Here is a 21,063-nt window from a genome sequence, read left to right on the forward strand (position 1 = left end):
TCGGCACTCTACTCGGCCATGTCTCTCAGCGAGAATCCCCGGCCGCCCCTCCTGTAGAGAAACGCCGATGTTCAATCCGGTCAGCGAACCGTCATTTCGTCTGGATGTAGCAGGTCTGCCCGGCTCCCTGGAGGTCCTGGCCTTTACCGGCAGAGAAGCCATCAGCGAGCCGTTCGTGTTCGACCTGGAACTGCTGATCGAAGACCCGGTGCTTGACCTTGCCAGTTTGCTGTACCGTCCTGCCTCGTTGCATTTCGGACCGGCCGGAAGTCACGTACATGGACAATTGCATGAGCTCGTCCAGCGTGACCACACCTCTGGCCCCCGACTCTGCCAGGTGCGCCTGGGGCCAAGACTGGCTTGCCTGGCCCAGCGCTTCAACCAACGAATCTTCAGTGCCCGCTCAGTGCCGCAAATCCTCGACCAGATACTCAAGGAGCACGGCATTACCGGCAAGGATCGACGCATGGCGTTAAGCGGCGAATACCTGCCCCTGGATTTTTGCACGCAATATCGAGAGTCAGACCTGCAGTTTCTCCAGCGACTGTGCGCCCGGGAAGGGCTTCACTACCACTTCGAACACCGGGCCCGCGGGCACTGTGTGGTGTTTGGGGATAACCGGCAGCATTTTCCAACCGGCGAACCTGCGGTATTGAGGAGCGAGAGCGATCGGCCGGCGGTGCGGCAGTTCGAACGTCAGCGCAGCGGTGAGACAGCAGTGCAATGCGCCGAATGCCGGACGGATCTTGCGACCTTGCGCAGCGGTCGGCTGATGCCGCTGTCCGGTCATCCGGTTGCCGATTGCAATCGGCTCTGGCTGTTGACCTGCGTTGAGCATTGGGGCAGCCAGGATGCGACGACGCCTTACCACAATCAGGCCCGTGCCCTGCGCTGGCCGGCACCCATCGAGCCGCCCGGTGCAACGGTCAAACCAAGGATGCATGGCCCGCAACGGGCGTGGGTGGTCGAGGTCGATGAGCCAGGCCCCGACCCGGCAAGGCCGATACCGGTGCAATTCGACTGGCTTTACCAGGGCAAAGGGGCGGCGCCCAGTCATTGCTGGTTGCCCCTGGCCAGGCAGTTGCAGGCCTCGACCTTCTCGTCATTACGGGAAGGGACTGAACTGGTCGTGAGTTTTGTCGAGGGCGATCCCGATCAACCGCAAATAACTGCGGTGCTGCATGCGTCGGCAATGGTCGAGATGACGGATGCCGACACACCCCTACCCAGTAGCACCCATGATGAGGGGCTGGAGCAATGGTTGCGTTCGGGGGAGCCATTGCTGATGCTGTGCCTGCTGCCCGGTGGCGGCAGCTTCAACCATTGCGCGCAGGCTTTGTGCACCTGTCGTCTGGCGACGCAGCTTGGCCAGAGCTCTGGAGCATGATTGCCACACGCATGCCCGAGGCCCCCCCGCAGTGGCTGTTGCTGGATGTGCCGGGTACGCCACAGGCGGGTGTCACACTTCGGCGGATGTTTGCCCAGGCCCGATGGTTCGGGTTGTTCGACGGTACGGAGTGGCATGCGCTGCATGAACAGGGGCCGGTCCTGGTCGATTTGCGCACCTGCCCGGCACTGGCCGATTTATGCATCGTCGACGGACAACGCTGGCCCGGATTGCTGATGGTCAGCGAGGCCGGCGCTGCATCGTTGCTGGCGCATTTGCGGCGCATGCTCACGGTCACGCTAGGCCTGCACCGGGCCCTGTTGAGTTACTACAACCCAACCACGGCCAGTTATTTTTTCGATGGTTGCGATGCCGTTGAACTGAGTCGCTGGTTAGGGCCTATCCATCAGTTACGCTGGTTCGGCGGTAGTTGGGCCGACCGCGCGATGGGGTGTGAGGGCTGGCAGCGCTTGTCCAATCCGGGGTTGGCTGTCAGCCCGTTGGCCATCGAGGAAGGCCTCAGCGCCGGGCAGCAGGGAAAATTGCAAACCTGCCTGCTGGAACAGCATGCCTGGCGCTGGAACCGATCCACGGGTGTCGATTTTCCCCGTCTGTGGACCCTTGTGCAGGAAGGGCTGGCGCTGGGTTTCAGTGAGCGCCCGGTGCTTGATGGCTGGATATGGCTACGCTTGCAATATCCCGATGCCGTTCCCGTGCAGCCGTCGCCGGGCGGGACTCAGCAGGAACGACTCGATAGCCTGCGTCGCCTGTGGCAGAACGATCGACCCTGGCCATGAGGTCGAGTATTGTCGGGCCACGCCCGTTCAGTGAGTGCCGGCGAACCAGCCATCGTTACGACGCAGGCGCCAGGCGATCATGCCGAGGGTCAGACTGCGCAGCAGCATGAACAACAGAAAGGTTATCCACAGGCCGTGGTTGCCCCCGCCTTGCAGTGCCCAGCCGAAGGGCAGCACCAGCGCCACGGTCAGCAGCATGCCGTTGCGCATTTCCCGGGCGCGGGTGGCGCCGATGAACAGGCCGTCGAGCAGGTAACTCCAGACGGCAATCAGTGGCAGTACGGCGAGGTAGGGCAGGTAGATGAACGCGGTGTCGCGCACACTTTGAATGTCGGTTTGCATCTCGATGAACAGATGTCCGGCGAACAGAAACAGCGCGGCAAAGCCCAGGCTCGCCAGCAACGACCAGCCTCCCGCCACCACCAATGAACGGCGCAGGGCATCGCGGTCACGTGCGCCAAGCGCATGTCCGCACAGGGCCTCGACGGCGTGGGCCAGGCCATCGAGGGCGTGGGCGGTCAGTAACAGGCCATTGAGCAAAAGAGCATTGGCCGCGACCGTGGCGTCACCCAGACGTGCGCCTTGCACCGTGATCAGGAAAAACACCGATTGCAGCGCCAGACTGCGGATGAAGATGTCGCGGTTGACCGCCAGCAATGGCCGCCAGCTCTGCCACAGCGCCAATGCCGCCCAGACGATATGCCCGGGATAGGCGCGCAGGGCTTTGCGGGTCATCAGCAAGCCGATCAGGGCACCGGTCCATTCGGCAATCACCGAGGCCCGGGCCGCACCGACCACGCCCCATTCCAGGCTGAGGACGAACCACAGGTTCAGGGCAATGTTGACCAGGTTGGTGCTCAGCAGAATCGCCAGGGGCGCCCGGGCATTCTGGGTGCCGAGAAACCAGCCGACCAGTGCATAACTGGCGAGCGCCGCGGGTAGGCCGAACAGGCGGGTGTGGAAGAACTCGCGGGTCAGTTGATCGAGCTCCGCCGACGGTTGCATGAAGTGCAACGCGACCCCGCTCAAAGGCACGCCCACCGCACCCAGGACCACGGCCAGGCCGATGGCGAGCAGCAGGCCTTGCAACAGAATCTGCCGCAGGGCCGCGCCATCCCCGCGCCCGGCCGCCTGGGCGGCGAACCCGGTGGAGCCCATGCGCAGAAAGCCCATGGCCCAGGCGAGGAAGGTGTACAGACTGGCCCCGACCGCGACGGCGCCGAGTTGATGGGCGTGGGGCAGGTGACCGATGACGGTGCTGTCGACCAATGCCACCAGCGGCACGGAAATGTTCGAAAGAATCATCGGCGCAGCGAGTGCCCAGACCCGGCGATGGGTAGGGCGGTCGCGCCAGTCGGCGGTCAGGTTGGACATGCAGGCTCCTTGGGAGCGGGCATTGTAGCGGTACATCGAGAGCAAACCGCGATCAATTGTGGGAGCGAGTCTGCTCGCGATAGCGGTGTGGCAGACACTCATATGTTGTATGTGCCGGCATCATCGCGAGCAGGCTCGCTCCCACAGTGTTCGGTGCTGTCAGTGGATGATCCAGCTGAGCAACCAAAGCCCCAGCAGCAACCAGATGATTCCCATGATGAACGACGCATTGAGAAAGGCGCGGATCGCCGACCACAGCAGGATCAGCCCGAGGATCAAGGTCACGATGCTGATGACCGAGGTATCCATGCCCAGCGCCTGGGACAGGCCTTCGACAAAATTGCTGCTGGCGTTGCTCAACAGACTGAACAGCCCGCTGAGGGCATCAACGATGAAGCGGATGATCGAGCCGAGTACCTGGCCGAGCCATTCGGAAAAACCTTCTACCTGCATGGAATGAACGTCCTGATTAAAGAGAATTGAGTCTTGGGCTGTCGATCATGCTGCCGAGTTCCCACAAGCATAGAGGGTTGCACACAGAGCATGCATCTTCTGCCCCTTGCCTTCACCTGTGATCCCCCCGAAGCTATACGCCTTCAGGAGAGCCCGATGAACCTTGTTGAACTGACCGAACGCCTGCACGCCATCCGTGACCGCAATGACTGGCGGCAATTTCACAGCCCGAAAAACCTGGCCATGGCCGCGAGCGTGGAAATGTCCGAGCTGGTGGAAATTTTCCAGTGGCTGACCGAAGACCAGTCTCGCCAGTTGTCGGCGGACAAGCTCGCCCACGCCGGGCAGGAAGTCGGTGACATTGTGCTTTATCTGTTGCTGTTATGCAGCGAGCTGGGCCTGGACATGGATGCCGTGGTGCGTAGCAAACTGGCGGACAGCGAACGGAGGTTCAGCTGATGAGCGACCGTCATTTCGATCAGTTGGCGACCCGTTTCGCCGAAAAAATCTACGGTGGTGCCAAAGGTGCGATCCGTCTGGCGGTGTTGCAGGCCGACCTGACCGAAATCCTGCCCGACCGACCTCTGCGTGTGCTGGACATCGGCGCCGGCCTTGGCCACATGTCGTTGTGGCTTGCCCAGCGCGGCCATCAGGTGACGCTCGCCGAGCCTGCCGAGCCGATGCTCGAAGGCGCCCGCCAGCGCTTTGCCGAAGCCGGACAGAGCGCCACGTTCATTCAGGCACCCTGGCAGGAGCTGCTCGGGCAGCTCACCGAACCCTACGACCTGGTGCTGTGCCACGCCGTGCTGGAATGGCTGGCCGAACCCCACGCCATCCTGCCGGTGCTGCATCAACTGACCAAGGCGGACGGCTGGCTGTCCCTGGCGTTCTACAACCGCGACGCGCTGATTTATCGCAACTTGCTCAAGGGCCATTTCCGCAAGATGCGCAAGAACGACATGGCCGGCGAAAAGCAGAGCCTGACCCCGCAACAGCCCCTTGATCCGCGCGAGCTGGCGGCGCAACTTGAAGGTCTGTGGCAGGTCGAAACCATGAGTGGCGTGCGGGTTTTTCACGACTACATGCCGGTGGAATTCCAGGCCCGCGCCGAGCTGGCGGACCTGCTGGAAATGGAACTGGCCCACCGTCGTCATCCGGGCTTTGCCGGGCTTGGGCGCTACTTGCACTGGATCTGTCGGCCTGCCTGATCGGAGCAAGCAATGAAAAGTCATTCAGGTGTACTGGTGTTCTGCCTGGGGCTGGCTGCCTGTCAGGGCAGCAACCCTTATGTCGCCACGTCGAACCCTTTGCCACCGGCACCGCCCCAGGCCGCCAAGACCTTTGACCGCAGCGCTTACCCGGCAGCCCCCCGTGACTATGGACGCTACCGCAGTTGGGCGTGGCTCGACGGGCACCTGCCACCGGGCACCGCCTGGGCCGACTCGGCGCAGATCGCCGAAGCGGTCAGCAATGCGCTGGATCAACGCGGCTTGCGCCCGTTGCACGACAATCGCCCGGCCGATCTGTTTGTCAGCGCCGACCTGCGGATGGAAACCCGTTTGCGCCAGGTTCAGGACGACTACTACGGCGGCGGTTACGGTGGCTACAACGGCTACGGACCTGGATATGGCGGGTACGCCACCGTACCGGTCGTTCGTACCTATCAGGAGCAAGTCGTAGTGGTTCAGGTGGATATGTATGACGCCAGGAGCGGTCAGCCGGTGTGGAGCTCCAGTGCTGAAACCGGCAACCGGGGAAGCGAAAGCGAGCGGGCCGATGCCATACGGGAGGCTGTGGAAAAGGCAATGTCGGCGTATCCTCCTAGTTAGCTTCTTGTAGATAAGAAGCATTCCGCAGGATCATGCCTTCAACCGGAGACTCATCATGTTCCGCCGTTTTGTTTTACTGGCAGTGGCCGCGCTGCTCAGTGCCTGCGCCGCCAACCAGGTCAATCATGACTTCGACGCCAGCCGCGATTTTGCTGCCTATCGCAGCTGGACCTGGAAAGAGCCCGCCCTGCAATACCGTCCCGATGATCCAAGGATCAAGAGCGATCTGACCGAACAGCGCATCCGTCAGGCAGTTGCCGATCAACTGGATCAGCGCGGTCTGCGCCCGGCCGCCACAGGTGCCAAGGGCGATTTGAATGTGCAGACCTACCTGATTGTCGAAGAGCGGCAACAACAGGTGACCACCAATTACGGCGGCGGCTGGGGTAACCCGTGGTATGGCTACTACGGCGCTCCCATGTATAACGAAACCCGCAATGTCAGCTACAAAGTGGCGACCATCCAGATCGACCTGCTCGATGGCAAGGACGGCAAACTGGTGTGGCGCGGCAGTGACGAGCAGATACTCAGCCGCACGCCGAACCCGACGGATCGTCGTGATGCCATCTGGGAAACGGTCACGCGGATATTGGCCAACTATCCACCTCACGCCTCCTAGAATCAGCCAGTCTCCCAACCCCTGTGCTCCCCCACAGGGGTTTTTATTGTCTGAGCTGGCAAGTTGCCAGCAGTCTCGGCCACCCTTGTCTACACTGCTTGTCACCAACGGAGGTTGCGCCCGGCAGTGCGCCGGCAAAGGAGTGCGCCATGTCTCCCCGCCAGCAATTTCGCGGCCCGGCCCGGCAACGGGGGGCGATCGGCTTGATGGCCGCTTTGACCCTGACTTTGGCTTTGGCATTCATGTTGTTGGTGGTCGATACCGGCAGGTTGTACCTGGAAAAACGCAGTTTGCAGCGCGTGGCTGACATGGCCGCACTTGAGGCAGCCACAAGGGGTGGAGACTGTTCCGCCGGCTCAACCGCGAACACCTATGCCACGGCCAGCGCGCAACGAAACGGTTTCACCATTCCCTCTACGGGACGCGCACTGGCTGTGGCGTGCGGTGCGCTGACCCTGGATGCCAACAACCTTCGGGTATTCGGTGCAGACCCAAGCCAAAGCGAGGCTATCCGGGTTATCGCCAGCCATGTCGTGCAACAGAGTATTGCCGGTGGCATCGGCGCGTTGGTCGGCGGTGCACCGGCGGGCTCAACGCTGACGCTGAGCGCTACGGCGGTCGCTGCGCTGCCGCCTCCCCTGGCTTCATTGACGATCCGCAGTGCGGCGCTGACCTTCGATGCCAGCAAGGCCACCATTACCAGTCTGCTTTTCGGGGGGTTGCTGGGAGGCAATCTCAGTATCGATGCGGCGGGCTGGAACGGTTTGGTCAATACCAACATCAGCCTGCTCAGCTACCTGAATAGGTTGAAGATTGACCTTGGCCTGAGCGCTGCCGGCTACGACCAGGTACTGGGTAGTACGGTCAACGTCGGCCAGTTGATCCAGACCGCCATCAACGTACTGGACCCCAACGGCACACTTGGAGCATCCGCAACCATTGTCAGCCTGCAAGCGTTGAAGGTGGCGGCGGGTACGACGTCCGTTGTGCTGGGTAATATGTTGCATGTTGAAAGTGGAGCCGACATCTCGACCCTTGCCGTGAATCTCAAAGCGTTCGATCTGATCGAAGGGTTTGTGCAACTGGCCAACAAGAAGAACGCCTTGGTCGCGAACTTCCCGATCGACATCGCAGGCCTGGCGCAAATCAATGCACGAGTGCAGGTGATGGAGCCGCCGCAACTGTCGGCAATCGGCAATCCGAAAAACGCGGCATTGGCCCCTTTGGGCCCCAACCGCATCTATGTACGCACGGCTCAGGTCAAGACATTGTTGTCGATCAACCTGCCCGTGCTGGACGCCATCACGCCTCTGGTCAACGCCGTCATCGATCTGGCCGCACCCTTGGCCAATATTCTGAACTCATTGTTTGATTGGGACCTGGTGGGCGTCGTCAACGCATTGACCTGCGCGTTGCTCGTGCCCTGCGACACGCCGGAAATCAAGCTGTTGCCACCACCGGTACGCATCGACGTGGCGCTGGAGGCGGCCGGTGCCTGGAGTTATGTCACGGCTTACAGTTGTGTGAGTACGACAAACAAAAGCCTGACGACCAGCACCACCACCACACTGATCGGATTGAAGATCGGGCAGATCAACCCCGCCGATGTGTTCGGCTCGCCCACTGTTCCACCCAGCAACCACGTCAATCCCCTGAAGGTCATCGATATCGGCGTGCAGACCTGCCAGCGACTGCTGATCCTGCCGCCAACCTGCTACAACCATCAGCCAGGCGTTGGCGGTAGCATCGATATCATGGTCAACACCGCGATTGTCCAAAATGCCAACATGTCCCACGTCTATTCCGCACCGGCGGCTGCCAACCTGCCGGAGATCAATCAGCCGCCGTTTTACTACGCCTTTACCACGACCAATATCGTCAACAGCCTGAGCACCACCGTGAGTAACCTTGGCGTGAACATGTACGGGCCGTCGGGCAGCATCGTGGGTGGCTTGGGCAGTATTTTGAGTGATGTCACGACGGCGTTGGTCAATGCGATCAATACGGTACTCAGCCCGTTACTGGATACGCTGATCAATACGTTGCTGGCGAGCCTGGGGATCGACCTGAACAAAGTCGAAGTGGGTGCCAACCTCAGTTGTCACTCGGGTCGAGCGGCGCTGGTGATCTAGTCCGGTTTCACGATCGGCAGTTCAATGCAGAAACGCGCACCCTCGGTGGCGTTTTGTATGCTCAGTTTTCCGCCCATGTTCTCGACGATGCCGTAGCTCACCGACAAGCCCAGGCCCGTGCCCACGCCGACGGGTTTGGTGGTGAAGAACGGCTCGAAAATCCGCTCCAGTAAACGTGGGTCGATACCGCCGCCGTTGTCCTCGACCCACAGGCGTACCGAGCCTGTATCCCGTTCGGCGTACACCGAAATCCACGGTCTGAAATCGGGGTTGGCCTCGCGCTTGCCGAGCAACGCATCCCGGGCGTTGACCATCAGGTTGATCAGCACCTGCTCAAGCTGATCGACGTAGCCACGCACCTGCACTTCAAAACCGGGTTCGCGGATGCGCAGGTCGACGCCTTTGCCACGCATCCCTTCGGACAACAGCGCCAATGTGCCTTCGATGGCCTGGGCCGGGTTGAACGGTTGCTGCTCGATTTCCGAACGACGGCCAAACACCCGCATGTGGTCCACCACCCGCGCGGCGCGCTGCACCTGGGTGTCGATGCGGGTGAGCTTGTCGATCAGGTAATCGACCTGTACGTCGCCGTTGTTGAGGCGCTTGAGTACGTTGACGATGACCATGCGGATCACGTTCAGCGGCTGGTTGATCTCATGGGCCAGGCCGGTGGCCATTTCACCGAGGGTAGCCATTTTCGCGCTTTGTGTGAGCTGCTGCTGCGAGCGCCGCACCTCGGTGTTGTCGCGGCCAACGGCCTGGACCTCGAGCAACCGGCCCTGTTCATCGAACACCCCGCGATCGGACCAGACCCACCAGGCGTGTTCGCGGCCGGGCAGTTGCAGGTTGATCTCGGCGGTGCTGACCGGAAACTCGGGGCTCAACTGGTTCAGCCGTCGGGTGAATGCCTCGCGCTGTTCCCCGGACATCCAGTCGCCCAGATTCACCCCCGGCAATTGTTCGGGTGCCAATTCAAGATACGTGGCCAACGGGCGGTTACCGAAGGTCAGGGTCAGGTCCGGCTGGTAGCGGCAGATCATCGCCGGCGAGTCTTCCACCAGAATCCGGTAGCGTTCTTCACTCTGCCTGACCTGTTCGGTGGCCAGGGTCGCTTCGGTAATGTCCAGCCACAGGCCCACGGCTTCCACCGGCAAGCCGAGGTCGTCGCGCAACAACTTCGCCTCATCCAGCAGCCAGTGGTAGTCGCCGTGACTGTCGCGTAACCGATAGCGGGTGCGCACCGAGCCTTCACGCAGCAACAGCCGCGTGCGCTCGAAATACTGCAGGCGGTCGTCGGGATGCACCCGTTCCACCAGCGCCCCGGGTGCGCAGTCGGCGAGGGTCCAGCCGAGCAGTGGCAACAGGCTGTCGCTGAAGAACACCGGTTGCAACGCACCCTCGACATAGCGCTGTACGTAAATCACCGCCGGAGAGCTGGCGATCAGATTGTCCAGGCGAGCATGGGCGGCGGCGGCGCTTTGCTCCTGGTTCTTGATGTCGCTGATGTCGAGCATGAACCCCACCAGCCGCCGGTTTTTCCCCGCGCCCAGGGCCTGGCCCTGCAGGCGATACCAGATGGGTTCGGGCACACCGTAGGGGCGATACAGGCGCACGCACAGCAGCAGGGGGGTGCCTGTCTCCTGCAAGTCTTGCAGGCAGATGCGCAGCTCTTCGCGGTCGGCGGGATACACCTGATTGAGCCAGTGCTGCATGGATAAACGCGACGTTCCAAGGTTCAGGGTAGTGGCCAGTGAAGGTGCCAACTGAACCTCGTCGCTGTCGCTGAAGACTTCCCACCAACCGGTTCCCAGCAAGGCTTGCAGTGATTCCAGGCGTTCCAGTTGCAAATGATGCCGGTGCTCGCGCAGGCGCTCGAGCAAGGGGCTGGCGAGCGCGGCGGTGATTTGCAGCCAGTCGCGTTCCGTGACATCGGGGGCGCGTTGTTGCGCCGTGTAGAAGCCGCACAACAACCAGGCGACCACCCCTTGTGCATCGTGATAAGGCACGGCGAAGCCATCGGTATTGCCGAACGTGCCTTGCAGGCGCGGGTGTTCGCGCGGGGTCAGGTGCTGCGGCGTTGAGCCGCTCAAACTGTCCAGCCCCGTGCCCAGGCGCTGACCGTTTTGCCACAGTTGCGGTGCATCGAGGGCCGCGTAGTGCTGGTAAATTTGCCATCCCTGTTCCTGCTCATCGAGCAAGGCCAGGGCAATGCACGGAATCTGAAAGCGCTGGGCCAGGCTTTGCAGTTGTTCGGCCAGCATTTCGGGCAGGCGGGCCAGGCTGGACAGGCGTAACTGTTCGGCGATTTGCAGCGCCAGCACCTGGCATTGTTCGCGGTTGCGCGATTGCCGGCGCTCGAGCAGCAAGTCGCTGATGTCCAGCATCTGCAACAGCCAGGCATCGGCCATGGGTTGCACCCAGCCGCGCAAATGCAGGGGTGGGCCGTTGAGGCTGTAAAAGTCCAGGTCCAGGGTTTGTCCCTGCCAGTCCGCCGGAGAGCCTTCGATGGCGAGACTGCTGTGGGGCAACAGGAAGTCGAGCAGGTGCGGTGCCTGTGCGCCGGGGGGGTGCTGGGCAAGCAAGTGCCGCAGCGGGCCGCTCAATTGAACGGCACGCCCCTCGGCATTGAGCTGCATCTGCAAGCCGAAGCTGTGCACCCGCAGTGCCTCGGGTGGCTCCGGTGGGGGCGGCGGGTGGCGGTGGAGCAGGCGCCCGAACAATTTGTCCCCGGCACTCAAAATTGCAGGCTCGCACTGGCTGTGAGGGTCGCCGGCAGGTTCGGTACCCGACCGATGCCGGGCAGGTTCAGGAACGGGATGACGGCGCTGATTTTATTGGTGGGGTAGCTGATGCGCACGGTCAGCAACCCGCCCACATAAGTAACGTTGGCGTCGGTGGCGACGTTGAAATTCAGGGCCGGTGCAATCCAGGCCGTTTGCGTGGTCAGCTCCGTCGTGGCGCGGGCGATCAGTGCGGCGCTGTAGCCGGGGGTGGCCGGGTCCAGCGCCACGCTGCGGCGCACGGCTTCGGCGGTCGACTGGTTGAATGACTGCATCAACAGCAGCGGCAGGCTATAGCTGATGATGCCGTAGAACACGCCAAAAAAAATGATGAACACCAGGGCGAATTCAATCGCGGCGGCGCCTTTTTGTTTGTGGGGGAGGCTGGCTTTCATGAGTGCGTCTACCCTGACCAACACGGAGTAATGTCAGCATAGAGTCATTCAGCCAAAACGGACGTTTTTTACCGAATGCAGAGCTTTGTCCTACTGATCTGGCTGGCACTTTGCGCCGCACAGGATGCCCGACAACGGCACATCGCCAATGGCCTGACTGTGGGCGGCGGTGCTCTGGCCCTGGCGTGGCTGCTGTGGAGCGGCACGACCTGGCTGGGTGCCGAGGCGCAACAGGGCGGCTGGGCTTTTTTGTTGGCCCTGGGCTTCACGCTACCGGGCTACGCGATGAAGCGAATGGGTGGCGCAGACGTGAAACTCATGGCCGCCCTGGGTCTTGCGACGGACGGTATGCACGTGCTCGGCACGTTTATTGGCGCCGGATTGGCCAGCGTTTTCTGGCTGCTGCTGGCGCCAAGAGTCTGGCTTCATATGGGTCAAGGGCTTAGAACCCGTCTTTTTTATATGGCACCTGAAATGTCAAGGAAGCAACCATTTGCACCCTTCGTGCTGGTGGGGCTGATGCTGACATTTGCCTGGCTCCGCTAGCCGCCCCTTTTGTGTACATAGCCTGAAACTACGTCTACTTTTCAGACAGAAGTTGTACAGCCGTTGGCTGTCGCTGAGGGACGGGTCAACCTTTGACCTGACAGGGAGTTGCTCGTGAGCAAGTTTACTTCGGCAGTAAAAGTCCTTGTGGTCGACGATGCGCCATTGATCGTTGAAGAGCTTTGCGAATTTCTGGAGGGCAAAGGTTACCGTTGTGTTCCGTGCGAGTCGGGCTATCTGGCGATCGAGCGTTTCAAAGAAGACCTCGATATCGGCCTGGTGCTGCTGGATTTGCAGATGCCCGGCATGGACGGCATTGAGTTGATGCAGGAGTTGCAGCGGCTATCGGGCAAGCACCGGGCGTTCGAGGCGATCATGCTCACCGGGTGCGCCGACAAGCAGGACGTGATCAAGGCTCTGCGCGCTGGTGTTGCCGACTATTACCAGAAGCCGATCGATCTGAATGAGTTGCTCGAAGGTTTGCAGCGGCAGGAAGTGGCCTTGCAGGAGAGGCACAAGAACCTGCAGTTGGGGCATTTGAATCAGAAGCTTCAGTATCTGTCCGAGTCGATCGATGATCTTTACCAGGACCTGGACAAGGTTCGGCGCGGGCCGCATGCGGGCGCCGGTGACCGGGGTGTCGCTGATACTGATGCGGTGGAGGTTCCGGCGATTTTCAATCAGTTGTCTGCGCGGCAACTGGAGGTGGCGCGGTTGGTGGGCAAGGGGCAGACCAATTATCAGATTGCCTGTGAGTTGGGTATTACCGAGAACACGGTGAAGTTGTATGTGTCGCAGGTGCTGCGGTTGACGCATATGCATAACCGAACGCAGTTGGCGTTGGCCTTGTCGCCCAGTGGTTCCTTGGGGTGGCGGCGGGTTACGGCGCACTGAGTCTTGGCGGCCTCTGGGCCGACCATGTTGGTGGTTTGGGTTGAGTACATATCCGTTGCTGCGGTAACGGCCCGTTGCTAAGGCTCGGGGTTCCTTCGCTGCCGAGGGGGCGGGTGGATCAAGATCAAGAGCTGCAGGCGAGCTAACGCTCGGCCTGATGAGTGGTGAGAAGCGGCGAGGGTACGCGGCTTTTGCTTGTGCTTTAGCTTTTGCTTTTGCTTGTGCTTTTCTGTGGGAGCCAGCCTGCTGGCGATAGCGGCCTGCCATCCGACCAATCCCCTCTCAGATGTAGCCAGCCCAACTGTAGGAGCGAGCCTGCTCGCGATGACATCCCTCCAGCCAACACATTCCTGTGTAGTTTTCCTCAAACCCCTGGGAAATCTCCGACACGCTTTTCAGGTTGTCCGTCGGAAGCGCGATCTCTAGCCTTTGTCGGTCGCTGAAAATTCAGCGTCCGGGCGTCGCGGCTCGATTCCTAAGGCATAATCGCTCCACCTGACAACAACACTTTCTGGTGTCTGTCGTTCTGTGTCATGGCGACTGTGCGCGGGATACCTTCGGGTATGCCGAGCTGCCTCTGGGATCGGTCCGCGAACCCGCGTACAGCTGCCACCCCAAATTGCTTCGCGGCAATTTGGACGTGGCTCCATTTCATCCCAGAGGTGCAACGATGTTCAAACCCACCCCAAATCCCCCCAAACCTGTCACCCAAAAGCCCGGCACGATGTTCATCATCGCCCCGGACATCGACACCGAGACCCTGCTGGCCCACGCCTGTGAATCACTGGCGTCGGCGAGTGTGATGGCGAGTGATTTCGCGGGGTTTCTGCAAGGCTCGCAGCGCAATACGATGCTGGGGATTGCGCAGGTGATCATGCTGGGCGAGCTGGCGGTGAATCGGGCACTGGATAATCTCGATCCGCAGGATTAGTGGCCAAAGGACCGGGCCAGGGCCGTGAAGCCAGGGCCGGCGAGGACGATCAATAACGCCGGGAAGAGAAACAACATCATCACGACGGACATTTTGGCGGACATTTTGGAAATGTATTCCTGCAGGCGCGTCAGGCGCCGGTCGTCGAGCAACTGTTTGAGCGCCAGCAAGGACTTCATCGCGCCGCCACCCTGATGGATCAATTGTTGAAGGATCACGCAGGTGTCGGTGAATTCGTCTACCGAGAGCAGTCGGGTGGTCTTGTTCAGTTCTTCGCCCAGTTCCAGCCCGGAGTCGACGCGGGTCAGAATCAGGCGCAGTTCATGGGTCAGGGCGGGCAGCAGTTGCCTGCCTTCCTGGCTCAGCACACGCAGGGATTGCTCCACCGCCATGCCCGATTCGAACAGGGTGCGCAGCAGCGCAATGAAGGTCGAGGTTTCGGTGGCGAGTTGTTTTTGCCGACGCTGTGCGGCGGCGGACAGCCAGCGTTTGGGCAGCAGATAGCCGGCACAGGTGGCGAGCATCGGGGCGATCCAGTGGTTCTCCACACTCGGGTAGAACAGCCCCTGGATCAGCAGGCACAAGGACAGCGCCAACAGCGGCACGCCTACCTGCAAGGCGGCGAACTGTGAGCGTTGGCGTGCGCTGCGCCAGCCAAGGCGGTTGAGCAGGGTCTGGGTTTCGTTGTCCATTTTGACCGACTGCTGCCCCAGCCGACTGGCGCCCAGGGCCTGCAGCAACAGGGTGAGGTGACTATCACCCGGCGCCTTTCCATCCAGTCGCTGGGCCACCTGGCGTGCTCGTCGGCTTTGGTCCAGCAAGGCGCTGAGCAACAACAGTGCTGCCCCGAAAAGCAGCAGCGCGCTTACCAGCAAGAGCATCATCATATTCATAGGCTACGCAACATGCGCCAAAGCGCCAGGCAACCGATCACCTGAAATCCGAAGGCACTCGCCAGCATGATTTGCCCCGAGCTGTCGTGCCACATGGAAAGCAGGTAGGTTGGATTGGTCAGTAGAAAGTAGCCGGCGACCGAGACCGGCAGCAAGGCCAGGACCGCGGCAGTGATACGGGTTTCGCCGGTCATGGCCTTCAACTGGCGAGCCGCTTGCTCGCGTTCGCGGATCATCTTGATCAGGTTTTCCAGCAGCTCACTGGCATTGCCACCATAGCGGTGGTTGACCTTCAAGCCGAGTGCGAACAGGCGCAGTTCGTCTTTCTCGTACAGCTCGGCGAAGTCCGAAGCGGCGTCTGCCAGGGTGACCCCCAGTTGCACATTGCGCTGAATCCGGCCCATGGCATTTTTCAGCGGGTCGTCGGCCGCATCGATGGCGCCGAGCACGGCATCGGCCAGGGTCCGCCCGGACTTCAGGCTGCGTACGGCATGGTCGAGCAACATCGGCAACTGGTCGATCATGCGGCTGAGACGACGCTGATAACGCCAGCTGATGAAGAGCCGTACCACCACCGGAGGCACCAGCAGCGCCAGCAGCGCGCCGACCCAGCCACCCAGGGCAATTCCCAGCAGCACCCCGAGTATCCAGAACGCCAGCCACTGGCCCAGGCGTTCGGTGGGGCGTCCGAGTCCGGCGCGCAAAAACGCCCGCTCAAGGCCCGCCCATGACGATTTCTGCACGACCCGCAGCGGTTGCCCCTGGCTCAGGCGTCCCAGAATTCGTTCGTTGCCGGTCTGGCGCAAGCCGTTATAGAGCAGGCGCAGCGCCAGGCCGAGAAAGATCAGGCAAACGAGGATGAGCAGCGCCGGTTTGAGCATGCCGTGGCCTCAGTACGCCGAGGGAGGCAGCGCCGAGTCCCGGCGCAATTTGTCGCCAGCCGGGTTCACGGCTTCGCGCAGGAAACCGAATCCGGTGTGGCGGTCGAAACGGAACAGCGTGTTGGTGACATACATGTCGTCGCGCACCCCAACGACTTCCACCACTTCACTGACGCAGCGGCGCCCGTCGGGCAAGCGCGTGAGCTGGATGACCACATCGAGCGCCGCGCAGATCATTTGCCGCAGGGTGCGCTCGGCGATGCTGCGGCCGGTCAAGCCCACCAGGGTCTCCAGGCGCAGCAGTGCATCCTGGGCGTTGTTGGCGTGGACGGTACTCATCGAACCGTCGTGGCCAGTGTTCATGGCGGTCAACACATCGACCACTTCGACTCCGCGAATTTCGCCGAGGATGATCCGGTCCGGGCGCATCCGCAGGGCGTTGCGAATCAGGTCGCTGGCTTTCACCTCGCCATGGCCTTCGGCATTCGGTGGACGGGTTTCCAGGCGCACGACGTGAGGATGGCCCAGTTGCAGTTCGGCGACGTCTTCGATGGTGACCAGTCGTTCCTGAGGGTTGATCAACTGGCTGAGAATGTTCAGCAGCGTGGTCTTGCCGGTGCCGGTGCCCCCACTGATCAGGATGTTGCAGCGTTTGCCCACGGCTTCCTGAATGAATTCGTAGATCCCGTGATCGATGGTTTGCATCGCGATCAGGTCGGAGCTTTTGAGCATGTCCTGGCGGAATTTGCGGATCGACAGGCACGGGCCATCGAGGGCAATTGGCGGAATGATGGCGTTGACCCGGCTGCCGTCCGGCAGGCGCGCGTCGACCATCGGCGAAGACTCATCGAGACGTCGGCCCAGGGGCGCGAGAATCCGTTGCATCACACGTTCGACGTGGTGCGAATCGATAAAGCGCAAGTCACTCAGGTGCAGCAAGCCTTCACGTTCGACAAATACCCGGTGCGGACCGTTGACCAGAATCTCGGTCACCGCCGTGTCGCGCAGCAGTACTTCCAACGGGCCGAAACCGGTGAGTTCGTCGACGATCTCTTCGGCCAGACGTTCCATTTCATAGCGGGAAATCGCCAGGTGCAAACGCGCGATGTACTCGGCCACCTTGTCGATCACGAACTGCGCCAGCGCCTGACGCGAGCCCTCCAGCAGGTTTTTCCCCGACTCTTCGATGGCGTCGATGATGTAGCGGTGCAGCACCAGTTTCAGGCCTTCGTGGTCGGTATTGCCGACCGCGCCGCGTTGGGGTGAGCCGAAGAGTTTTTCACTGCTCATTGTGCGCCCCTCAAGCGGTTGAACCAGCCGGTCTTGGGTTTGGCCAGGCCTTCGGAATGCTTGGCCAGGCGCTCGCCGAGGGCGCGCAGGCTCTGGGTGAGGCTTTCGCGTGGGGCCAGTTCGAACAAGGTCAGTCCCTGGTTCTTGGCATTGAGCCGCACTTCCGGACTGTAGGCGAGGGTGGCGATGATCTCCAGGCCGAACGTCTTGCCCAGGGTGTCGGAGTCCGGTGCGACGCTGCGCAGGTAGCGGTCCACGAGCAATTTGGCGTGATCGAGCTTCATGCCTTTTTCGCGCCACAAATTGAGCACCGTGAGGTTGCGGCGGCAGTCGAGCACGTTCTGGTCGGTGTACCACAGCAGTTTGTCGCAGTGACTGACAAAGGTGCGCAGCGCTTCACTGTCGGGTTGGCCGGTGAGGTTTACCACGATGTGCTGGAAGTGTTGGCGCAGGGCACTGAGCAACATGTACAACTCGGCGGCGCTGGTGTGTTCCAGCGGTTCATCGCCACTGGCGTAGGCGAGGATGCGCAGCCCGGCCTCGCAACTGGTGAAGGCACTGTCGATCAGCGTCGCGTCCAGGCGTCGCAAGTGGCGCAGCGCATCGCCGAAATGAAACGAGCTTTCAAGGCCCAACAGCGCCAGGCTATCGCCCCGGGGTAATCCAAGGTCCAGCAGCAGTGTGTGCTGTCCGCTTTTTTGCACCACTTGCGCCATGTGCGTGGCCAGCAACGCGCCGTCGGCGCTGCTCTGCACGCCATACAGTACAGTCAGGCGGCCCAGGTGCGTGTTCGGCGCGATGGCGGGCAGGCGTTTGCTCAGGCGTCGCACCAACCCCGCGACTTCACTGGCGCGTGAACCATAGGCCACGAAATCCCTGGCCCCGGCACGCATCGCATTGAGTACCAGCTGGTTGTCCATGCCGTCGCCCAGCGCGACGATCGCCAGCATCGGCTTGGCTTCCAGCGCGCCTTCGATCAGCGCACTTTGGGTGACCACGTGGTCGCGGTCCAGGCCGATGAACACCAGGCTGGCGCAGGTCACGTCCACCAATGCCAACAGCTCGTCGAGGCTGCCGCCACCGGCGCTGACCACCTGGCCCAGGGGCGCAAGGGCGCCTTGCAGCCATTCCAGGTCGGTGCTGTTGCGCGTGATCGCGAGGAAGGTTTGACTCAGGTTCTGGCTCATTGCGATAACTCACTGCGTGATACCGCACTCGCCGACAGGTCGCCGAGCAAAGCACCCCGGATCGAGCCATTGAACAACGACGTAAAACGTCTGCGCATGGAAAGGCGTCCTTGTTCGATTCAGGGGGTTTGTTGAGTGATCTCGTTGCCGCGAATGACTTCCACGCTGGTTTTGCGCGACGCGACGGCCGGGCGGGCAACGGGTTTGGGCGGCGCAGTCATGGCCAGCTGGCTGAATTGCAATAGCTCGCGGTTGGCATTGGCCAGGTTGGCGGCAGAGCTGCTTTCGCCGGCCCAGTAGCGCGCCAGGCGTTTTTCATCGGCGCTACGTACGGCCAGGCGCAGCACGCCGGCCTGGGTCGCGAGCATCAGGCGGCTCACCAGTTGTTCAGGAACCGCGAGCAACACGGTCCGGGCCGCGGCGCGGGATTGATCCTGTTTGAGTTTTTCCTCTACGTTGCGCGCCGGGCCGGAAGGCTGGCCGTCGTTGGTCAACCCCAACTGCTCGCCGACCCCGAGCACCCGCAAGGCCGGTATCACGAGTTGTGCCGTTGGCTGCGGATTGAGGGTGTCCATGCGCAGAAACAGCAGCACATCGACATAGTCGCCAGGCGTCAGTTGCCCGCCGACTATGACCACTTCGTCCGTGGCGACCGCCAGGGCGCGCTCATTGGGGCGGATCATCCGCGACAGCTTGCTGCCGGCTTCGAAGCTTTCGTCGTTGAGCCAGCTGCCGGCGGTGAGGGCGCGCCAGGGGGTACGGCCAATCGCCTGGTCGAGGCTGGTCAGGCTGCCAGCCGGGGCGGTGTGCAACTGTTCCAGCACGACATCGGCTGGGGTGACCGGCGTATATGGCGCGACATCGTTGACCAGCACGACCACGGGATGGCGGGTCGGGTCGTTTGCCGACAGGGACGCCGGGATGGCGAGCGGTGCACTGACGGTGGACTGGGCAACGGCCTCGGGGGCCGGTTGACGACTCAATGAGAGCCCCCAGTAACCGGTAATGATGGCGCCGAACAGAAACAATCCGGCGAGGCCCAGAGTGACACGGCTGTTCATGAAGGCTCTCCCTTTCCTGCTGCGCAAACCCCGTCAAGTCCAACGAGACAACTTCGCAATCAGGCAGCTATGAACATGGAACTATTTCGCTATTTGACGGTAGCGCAGGTAAAGCAAAATGCCATTACTGTGGGAGGAAAAATCTAACGAAAGTGCAAAGTTGCGATAAAACGACCTGTTTTATGACGTCAACGAAACGGTTAATACTTTAGTGTTAATGCGTATTTACAGTTGTTGGGCCGGGGAATGCCGACAATGCTGATGCTGGCACTGGGGAATCATGTTGCGTCCGTGCAACACCCGTCGTCGTCCAGGAGAAATGCCATGTCTTTTTCCAAACTTGTTGAGAAGGTCAAATCCGGAATCGCTTTTTACAAGGGCCTGGCCAGGGATACCGAAGGGGCGTCCGGTATTGAGTACGCGATCATTGCGGCCATGGTCGCGGTGGTGCTCGCCGGTTTCAGTACGGGTGTCCAGAACGCCATCTCGGCCACGTTCACCACGATTCAAGCGGCGCTGTGACAAGGAAGTCGACAGTTTGTTGTTGCTTCACAGGGTTTCTAACGTCAGCGCTTCGTCCATTGCAGGTGTGACCTCATGAACGCTCTCGCACGGCCACGCCAACAGCTTCTTCTGGTGGATGACGAAGAGGATGCATTGCTTGAGTTGGCGGAGTTGCTGGAGGGTGAGGGGTTCAATTGTTTTACGGCCACTTCGGTCAAGCTCGCGTTGAAGCATCTGACCCGGCATCCCGATATCGCTTTGGTGATCACTGATTTGCGCATGCCGGAGGAGAGTGGCATGTCGTTGATCAAGCGCTTGCGCGAGCATACATCGCGCGAGCATTTGCCGGTGATTGTGATGTCGGGGCATGCGGGCATGGATGATGTCAGTGACCTGTTGCGTTTGCAGGTGCTGGATCTTTTTCGCAAGCCGATTTATCACGTGCGGTTGTTGGAGACGCTGAATAATCTGTTTCCGCTGCCGCAGGTTTATCTGGTCAAAGGTTGACTTGGCGGCCTTTGGGCCGACCATGTTGGGGTTGATTGAGTACATATCCGTTTCTGCGGTAACGGCGGCTTATGGTTTCGCCCTTACGGCGAGTCCCTTTTGTCAAACGACACAAAAGGAACCAAAAAGTCTCGCCCCTTACGTACGGCCCCTCGCTGAGGCTCGGGGTTCCTTCGCTGCGGTATTCATCCGGGGGCATTGCCCTCCGGTCTGCTTCGCGACGACCTACATGCAATGAGTTCGACTGCGTCGAACGGCGCTGCGCGCCAATCCCCGGATGAACACCTCCGCTCAGCCTGCCGAGGGGGCGGGTGGATCAAGATCAAAAGCTGCAGGCGAGCTAACGCTCGGCCTGATGAGTGGTGAGAAGCGGCGCGGTGTACGCTGCTCTGCCTTTGCTCTTCTGTGGGAGCGAGCTCGCTCGCGAAGGCGGCCTGACAGCCGACCCATTTTTTTCGAATGTACCCAGCCTAACTGTAGGAGCGAGCCTGCTCGCGAAGGCGGCCTGCCAGTCGACCGAAATCTTGCAGATGTACTCAGTACCTGTGGGAGCGAGCCTGCTCGCGATGACGGCCTGACAGCCGACCAATTTCTTGCAGATGT

At 61.2% G+C, this 21,063-nt stretch carries 21 protein-coding genes; 12 read left to right on the top strand and 9 right to left on the bottom strand.

Features of this window, described 5'->3' with window-relative positions; genetic code table 11:
• The first annotated feature begins 67 nt into the window (after positions 1-67).
• Positions 68-1,387, top strand: a complete 1,320-nt coding sequence (locus ACM6J5_RS12240) for a type VI secretion system Vgr family protein (protein WP_414928589.1) — start codon at positions 68-70, stop codon at positions 1,385-1,387.
• Complete coding sequence (locus ACM6J5_RS12245; RefSeq protein ID WP_414928590.1) at positions 1,384-2,184, top strand: DUF4123 domain-containing protein; 801 nt, start codon at positions 1,384-1,386, stop codon at positions 2,182-2,184. Before ACM6J5_RS12240 ends, ACM6J5_RS12245 begins: the two co-directional genes overlap by 4 nt.
• 27 nt (positions 2,185-2,211) lie before the next feature.
• Here ACM6J5_RS12245 and ACM6J5_RS12250 read toward each other — a convergent pair whose 3' ends face one another.
• Positions 2,212-3,558, bottom strand: a complete 1,347-nt coding sequence (locus ACM6J5_RS12250) for an MATE family efflux transporter (RefSeq protein WP_414928591.1) — start codon at positions 3,556-3,558, stop codon at positions 2,212-2,214.
• A 159-nt stretch (positions 3,559-3,717) separates the two neighbouring features.
• Positions 3,718-4,011: a hypothetical protein gene (locus ACM6J5_RS12255; RefSeq protein WP_150673161.1), complete on the bottom strand. Its 294-nt coding sequence runs from the start codon at positions 4,009-4,011 to the stop codon at positions 3,718-3,720.
• A gap of 156 nt (positions 4,012-4,167) precedes the next feature.
• On the opposite strand from ACM6J5_RS12255, the gene ACM6J5_RS12260 reads away from it, so the two are divergent.
• From ACM6J5_RS12260 to ACM6J5_RS12280, 5 genes are all read left to right on the top strand, one after another.
• Entirely contained in the window at positions 4,168-4,470 is a 303-nt protein-coding gene (locus ACM6J5_RS12260; protein WP_008053924.1) for a MazG-like family protein, read from the top strand.
• Positions 4,470-5,219 (top strand): methyltransferase domain-containing protein, encoded by a 750-nt coding sequence (locus ACM6J5_RS12265; protein ID WP_414928592.1) that lies wholly within the window; start codon positions 4,470-4,472, stop codon positions 5,217-5,219. Before ACM6J5_RS12260 ends, ACM6J5_RS12265 begins: the two co-directional genes overlap by 1 nt.
• A 12-nt stretch (positions 5,220-5,231) precedes the next feature.
• Positions 5,232-5,840 carry a DUF4136 domain-containing protein gene (locus tag ACM6J5_RS12270; protein ID WP_150673158.1) on the top strand — a complete coding sequence of 203 codons (609 nt, stop codon included), beginning with the start codon at positions 5,232-5,234 and terminating at the stop codon, positions 5,838-5,840.
• Between the two features lie 55 nt (positions 5,841-5,895).
• On the top strand, positions 5,896-6,459 hold the full coding sequence (locus ACM6J5_RS12275; RefSeq protein WP_095944188.1) for a DUF4136 domain-containing protein: 564 nt from the start codon (positions 5,896-5,898) through the stop codon (positions 6,457-6,459).
• A 149-nt stretch (positions 6,460-6,608) separates the two neighbouring features.
• Positions 6,609-8,591 (top strand): pilus assembly protein TadG-related protein, encoded by a 1,983-nt coding sequence (locus ACM6J5_RS12280; RefSeq protein WP_414928593.1) that lies wholly within the window; start codon positions 6,609-6,611, stop codon positions 8,589-8,591.
• Here ACM6J5_RS12280 and ACM6J5_RS12285 read toward each other — a convergent pair.
• Together ACM6J5_RS12285 and ACM6J5_RS12290 are read right to left on the bottom strand one after the other, a co-directional pair.
• The gene (locus ACM6J5_RS12285) at positions 8,588-11,329 is read right to left on the bottom strand and encodes an ATP-binding protein (protein WP_414928594.1); all 2,742 of its coding nucleotides are present in this window, start codon (positions 11,327-11,329) and stop codon (positions 8,588-8,590) included. The genes ACM6J5_RS12280 and ACM6J5_RS12285 overlap by 4 nt on opposite strands.
• Positions 11,326-11,766 (bottom strand): TadE/TadG family type IV pilus assembly protein, encoded by a 441-nt coding sequence (locus ACM6J5_RS12290; RefSeq protein WP_095944185.1) that lies wholly within the window; start codon positions 11,764-11,766, stop codon positions 11,326-11,328. The genes ACM6J5_RS12285 and ACM6J5_RS12290 overlap by 4 nt, the downstream gene beginning before the upstream one ends.
• A 75-nt stretch (positions 11,767-11,841) precedes the next feature.
• On the opposite strand from ACM6J5_RS12290, the gene ACM6J5_RS12295 reads away from it, so the two are divergent.
• From ACM6J5_RS12295 to ACM6J5_RS12305, 3 genes are all read left to right on the top strand, one after another.
• Positions 11,842-12,312, top strand: a complete 471-nt coding sequence (locus tag ACM6J5_RS12295; protein WP_414928595.1) for a prepilin peptidase — start codon at positions 11,842-11,844, stop codon at positions 12,310-12,312.
• 114 nt (positions 12,313-12,426) lie between these two features.
• On the top strand, positions 12,427-13,206 hold the full coding sequence (locus ACM6J5_RS12300) for a response regulator transcription factor (RefSeq protein ID WP_095944183.1): 780 nt from the start codon (positions 12,427-12,429) through the stop codon (positions 13,204-13,206).
• Positions 13,207-13,876: 670 nt separating this feature from the next.
• Positions 13,877-14,137 carry a DUF6124 family protein gene (locus ACM6J5_RS12305; RefSeq protein ID WP_414928596.1) on the top strand — a complete coding sequence of 87 codons (261 nt, stop codon included), beginning with the start codon at positions 13,877-13,879 and terminating at the stop codon, positions 14,135-14,137.
• Here ACM6J5_RS12305 and ACM6J5_RS12310 read toward each other — a convergent pair.
• The 5 genes from ACM6J5_RS12310 to cpaB all read right to left on the bottom strand — a co-directional run bounded on the left by ACM6J5_RS12310 (position 14,134) and on the right by cpaB (position 19,449).
• Positions 14,134-15,024, bottom strand: a complete 891-nt coding sequence (locus ACM6J5_RS12310; RefSeq protein ID WP_150673218.1) for a type II secretion system F family protein — start codon at positions 15,022-15,024, stop codon at positions 14,134-14,136. The genes ACM6J5_RS12305 and ACM6J5_RS12310 overlap by 4 nt on opposite strands.
• Positions 15,025-15,026: 2 nt before the next feature.
• The gene (locus tag ACM6J5_RS12315) at positions 15,027-15,911 is read right to left on the bottom strand and encodes a type II secretion system F family protein (RefSeq protein WP_414928597.1); all 885 of its coding nucleotides are present in this window, start codon (positions 15,909-15,911) and stop codon (positions 15,027-15,029) included.
• Between the two features lie 9 nt (positions 15,912-15,920).
• Complete coding sequence (locus ACM6J5_RS12320; RefSeq protein ID WP_095944178.1) at positions 15,921-17,201, bottom strand: CpaF family protein; 1,281 nt, start codon at positions 17,199-17,201, stop codon at positions 15,921-15,923.
• Positions 17,198-18,388 carry an AAA family ATPase gene (locus ACM6J5_RS12325; RefSeq protein ID WP_414928598.1) on the bottom strand — a complete coding sequence of 397 codons (1,191 nt, stop codon included), beginning with the start codon at positions 18,386-18,388 and terminating at the stop codon, positions 17,198-17,200. Before ACM6J5_RS12325 ends, ACM6J5_RS12320 begins: the two co-directional genes overlap by 4 nt.
• Positions 18,389-18,507: 119 nt before the next feature.
• Positions 18,508-19,449 carry a Flp pilus assembly protein CpaB gene (cpaB, locus tag ACM6J5_RS12330; RefSeq protein ID WP_414928599.1) on the bottom strand — a complete coding sequence of 314 codons (942 nt, stop codon included), beginning with the start codon at positions 19,447-19,449 and terminating at the stop codon, positions 18,508-18,510.
• Between the two features lie 324 nt (positions 19,450-19,773).
• Between cpaB and ACM6J5_RS12335 the strand changes: the two genes are divergently transcribed.
• Entirely contained in the window at positions 19,774-19,971 is a 198-nt protein-coding gene (locus ACM6J5_RS12335) for a Flp family type IVb pilin (protein WP_095944175.1), read from the top strand.
• Between the two features lie 75 nt (positions 19,972-20,046).
• Positions 20,047-20,460, top strand: a complete 414-nt coding sequence (locus tag ACM6J5_RS12340) for a response regulator (RefSeq protein ID WP_095944174.1) — start codon at positions 20,047-20,049, stop codon at positions 20,458-20,460.
• The last annotated feature ends 603 nt before the right edge of the window (positions 20,461-21,063 follow it).

The organism is Pseudomonas sp. IT-P74, assembly GCF_949768175.1.
GTDB lineage: Bacteria > Pseudomonadota > Gammaproteobacteria > Pseudomonadales > Pseudomonadaceae > Aquipseudomonas.

Excerpts from the sequence above, each read along its gene's own strand:
- ACM6J5_RS12315 (WP_414928597.1), bottom strand. The coding sequence starts at position 15,911 with ATGCTCAAACCGGCGCTGCTCATCCTCGTTTGCCTGATCTTTCTCGGC.
- cpaB (WP_414928599.1), bottom strand. The coding sequence starts at position 19,449 with ATGAACAGCCGTGTCACTCTGGGCCTCGCCGGATTGTTTCTGTTCGGC.
- ACM6J5_RS12295 (WP_414928595.1), top strand. The coding sequence starts at position 11,842 with ATGCAGAGCTTTGTCCTACTGATCTGGCTGGCACTTTGCGCCGCACAG.
- ACM6J5_RS12270 (WP_150673158.1), top strand. The coding sequence starts at position 5,232 with ATGAAAAGTCATTCAGGTGTACTGGTGTTCTGCCTGGGGCTGGCTGCC.
- ACM6J5_RS12250 (WP_414928591.1), bottom strand. The coding sequence starts at position 3,558 with ATGTCCAACCTGACCGCCGACTGGCGCGACCGCCCTACCCATCGCCGG.
- ACM6J5_RS12335 (WP_095944175.1), top strand. The coding sequence starts at position 19,774 with ATGTCTTTTTCCAAACTTGTTGAGAAGGTCAAATCCGGAATCGCTTTT.
- ACM6J5_RS12260 (WP_008053924.1), top strand. The coding sequence starts at position 4,168 with ATGAACCTTGTTGAACTGACCGAACGCCTGCACGCCATCCGTGACCGC.
- ACM6J5_RS12325 (WP_414928598.1), bottom strand. The coding sequence starts at position 18,388 with ATGAGCCAGAACCTGAGTCAAACCTTCCTCGCGATCACGCGCAACAGC.
- ACM6J5_RS12275 (WP_095944188.1), top strand. The coding sequence starts at position 5,896 with ATGTTCCGCCGTTTTGTTTTACTGGCAGTGGCCGCGCTGCTCAGTGCC.
- ACM6J5_RS12245 (WP_414928590.1), top strand. The coding sequence starts at position 1,384 with ATGATTGCCACACGCATGCCCGAGGCCCCCCCGCAGTGGCTGTTGCTG.
- ACM6J5_RS12305 (WP_414928596.1), top strand. The coding sequence starts at position 13,877 with ATGTTCAAACCCACCCCAAATCCCCCCAAACCTGTCACCCAAAAGCCC.
- ACM6J5_RS12255 (WP_150673161.1), bottom strand. The coding sequence starts at position 4,011 with ATGCAGGTAGAAGGTTTTTCCGAATGGCTCGGCCAGGTACTCGGCTCG.
- ACM6J5_RS12290 (WP_095944185.1), bottom strand. The coding sequence starts at position 11,766 with ATGAAAGCCAGCCTCCCCCACAAACAAAAAGGCGCCGCCGCGATTGAA.
- ACM6J5_RS12310 (WP_150673218.1), bottom strand. The coding sequence starts at position 15,024 with ATGATGATGCTCTTGCTGGTAAGCGCGCTGCTGCTTTTCGGGGCAGCA.
- ACM6J5_RS12340 (WP_095944174.1), top strand. The coding sequence starts at position 20,047 with ATGAACGCTCTCGCACGGCCACGCCAACAGCTTCTTCTGGTGGATGAC.
- ACM6J5_RS12265 (WP_414928592.1), top strand. The coding sequence starts at position 4,470 with ATGAGCGACCGTCATTTCGATCAGTTGGCGACCCGTTTCGCCGAAAAA.
- ACM6J5_RS12320 (WP_095944178.1), bottom strand. The coding sequence starts at position 17,201 with ATGAGCAGTGAAAAACTCTTCGGCTCACCCCAACGCGGCGCGGTCGGC.
- ACM6J5_RS12280 (WP_414928593.1), top strand. The coding sequence starts at position 6,609 with ATGTCTCCCCGCCAGCAATTTCGCGGCCCGGCCCGGCAACGGGGGGCG.
- ACM6J5_RS12240 (WP_414928589.1), top strand. The coding sequence starts at position 68 with ATGTTCAATCCGGTCAGCGAACCGTCATTTCGTCTGGATGTAGCAGGT.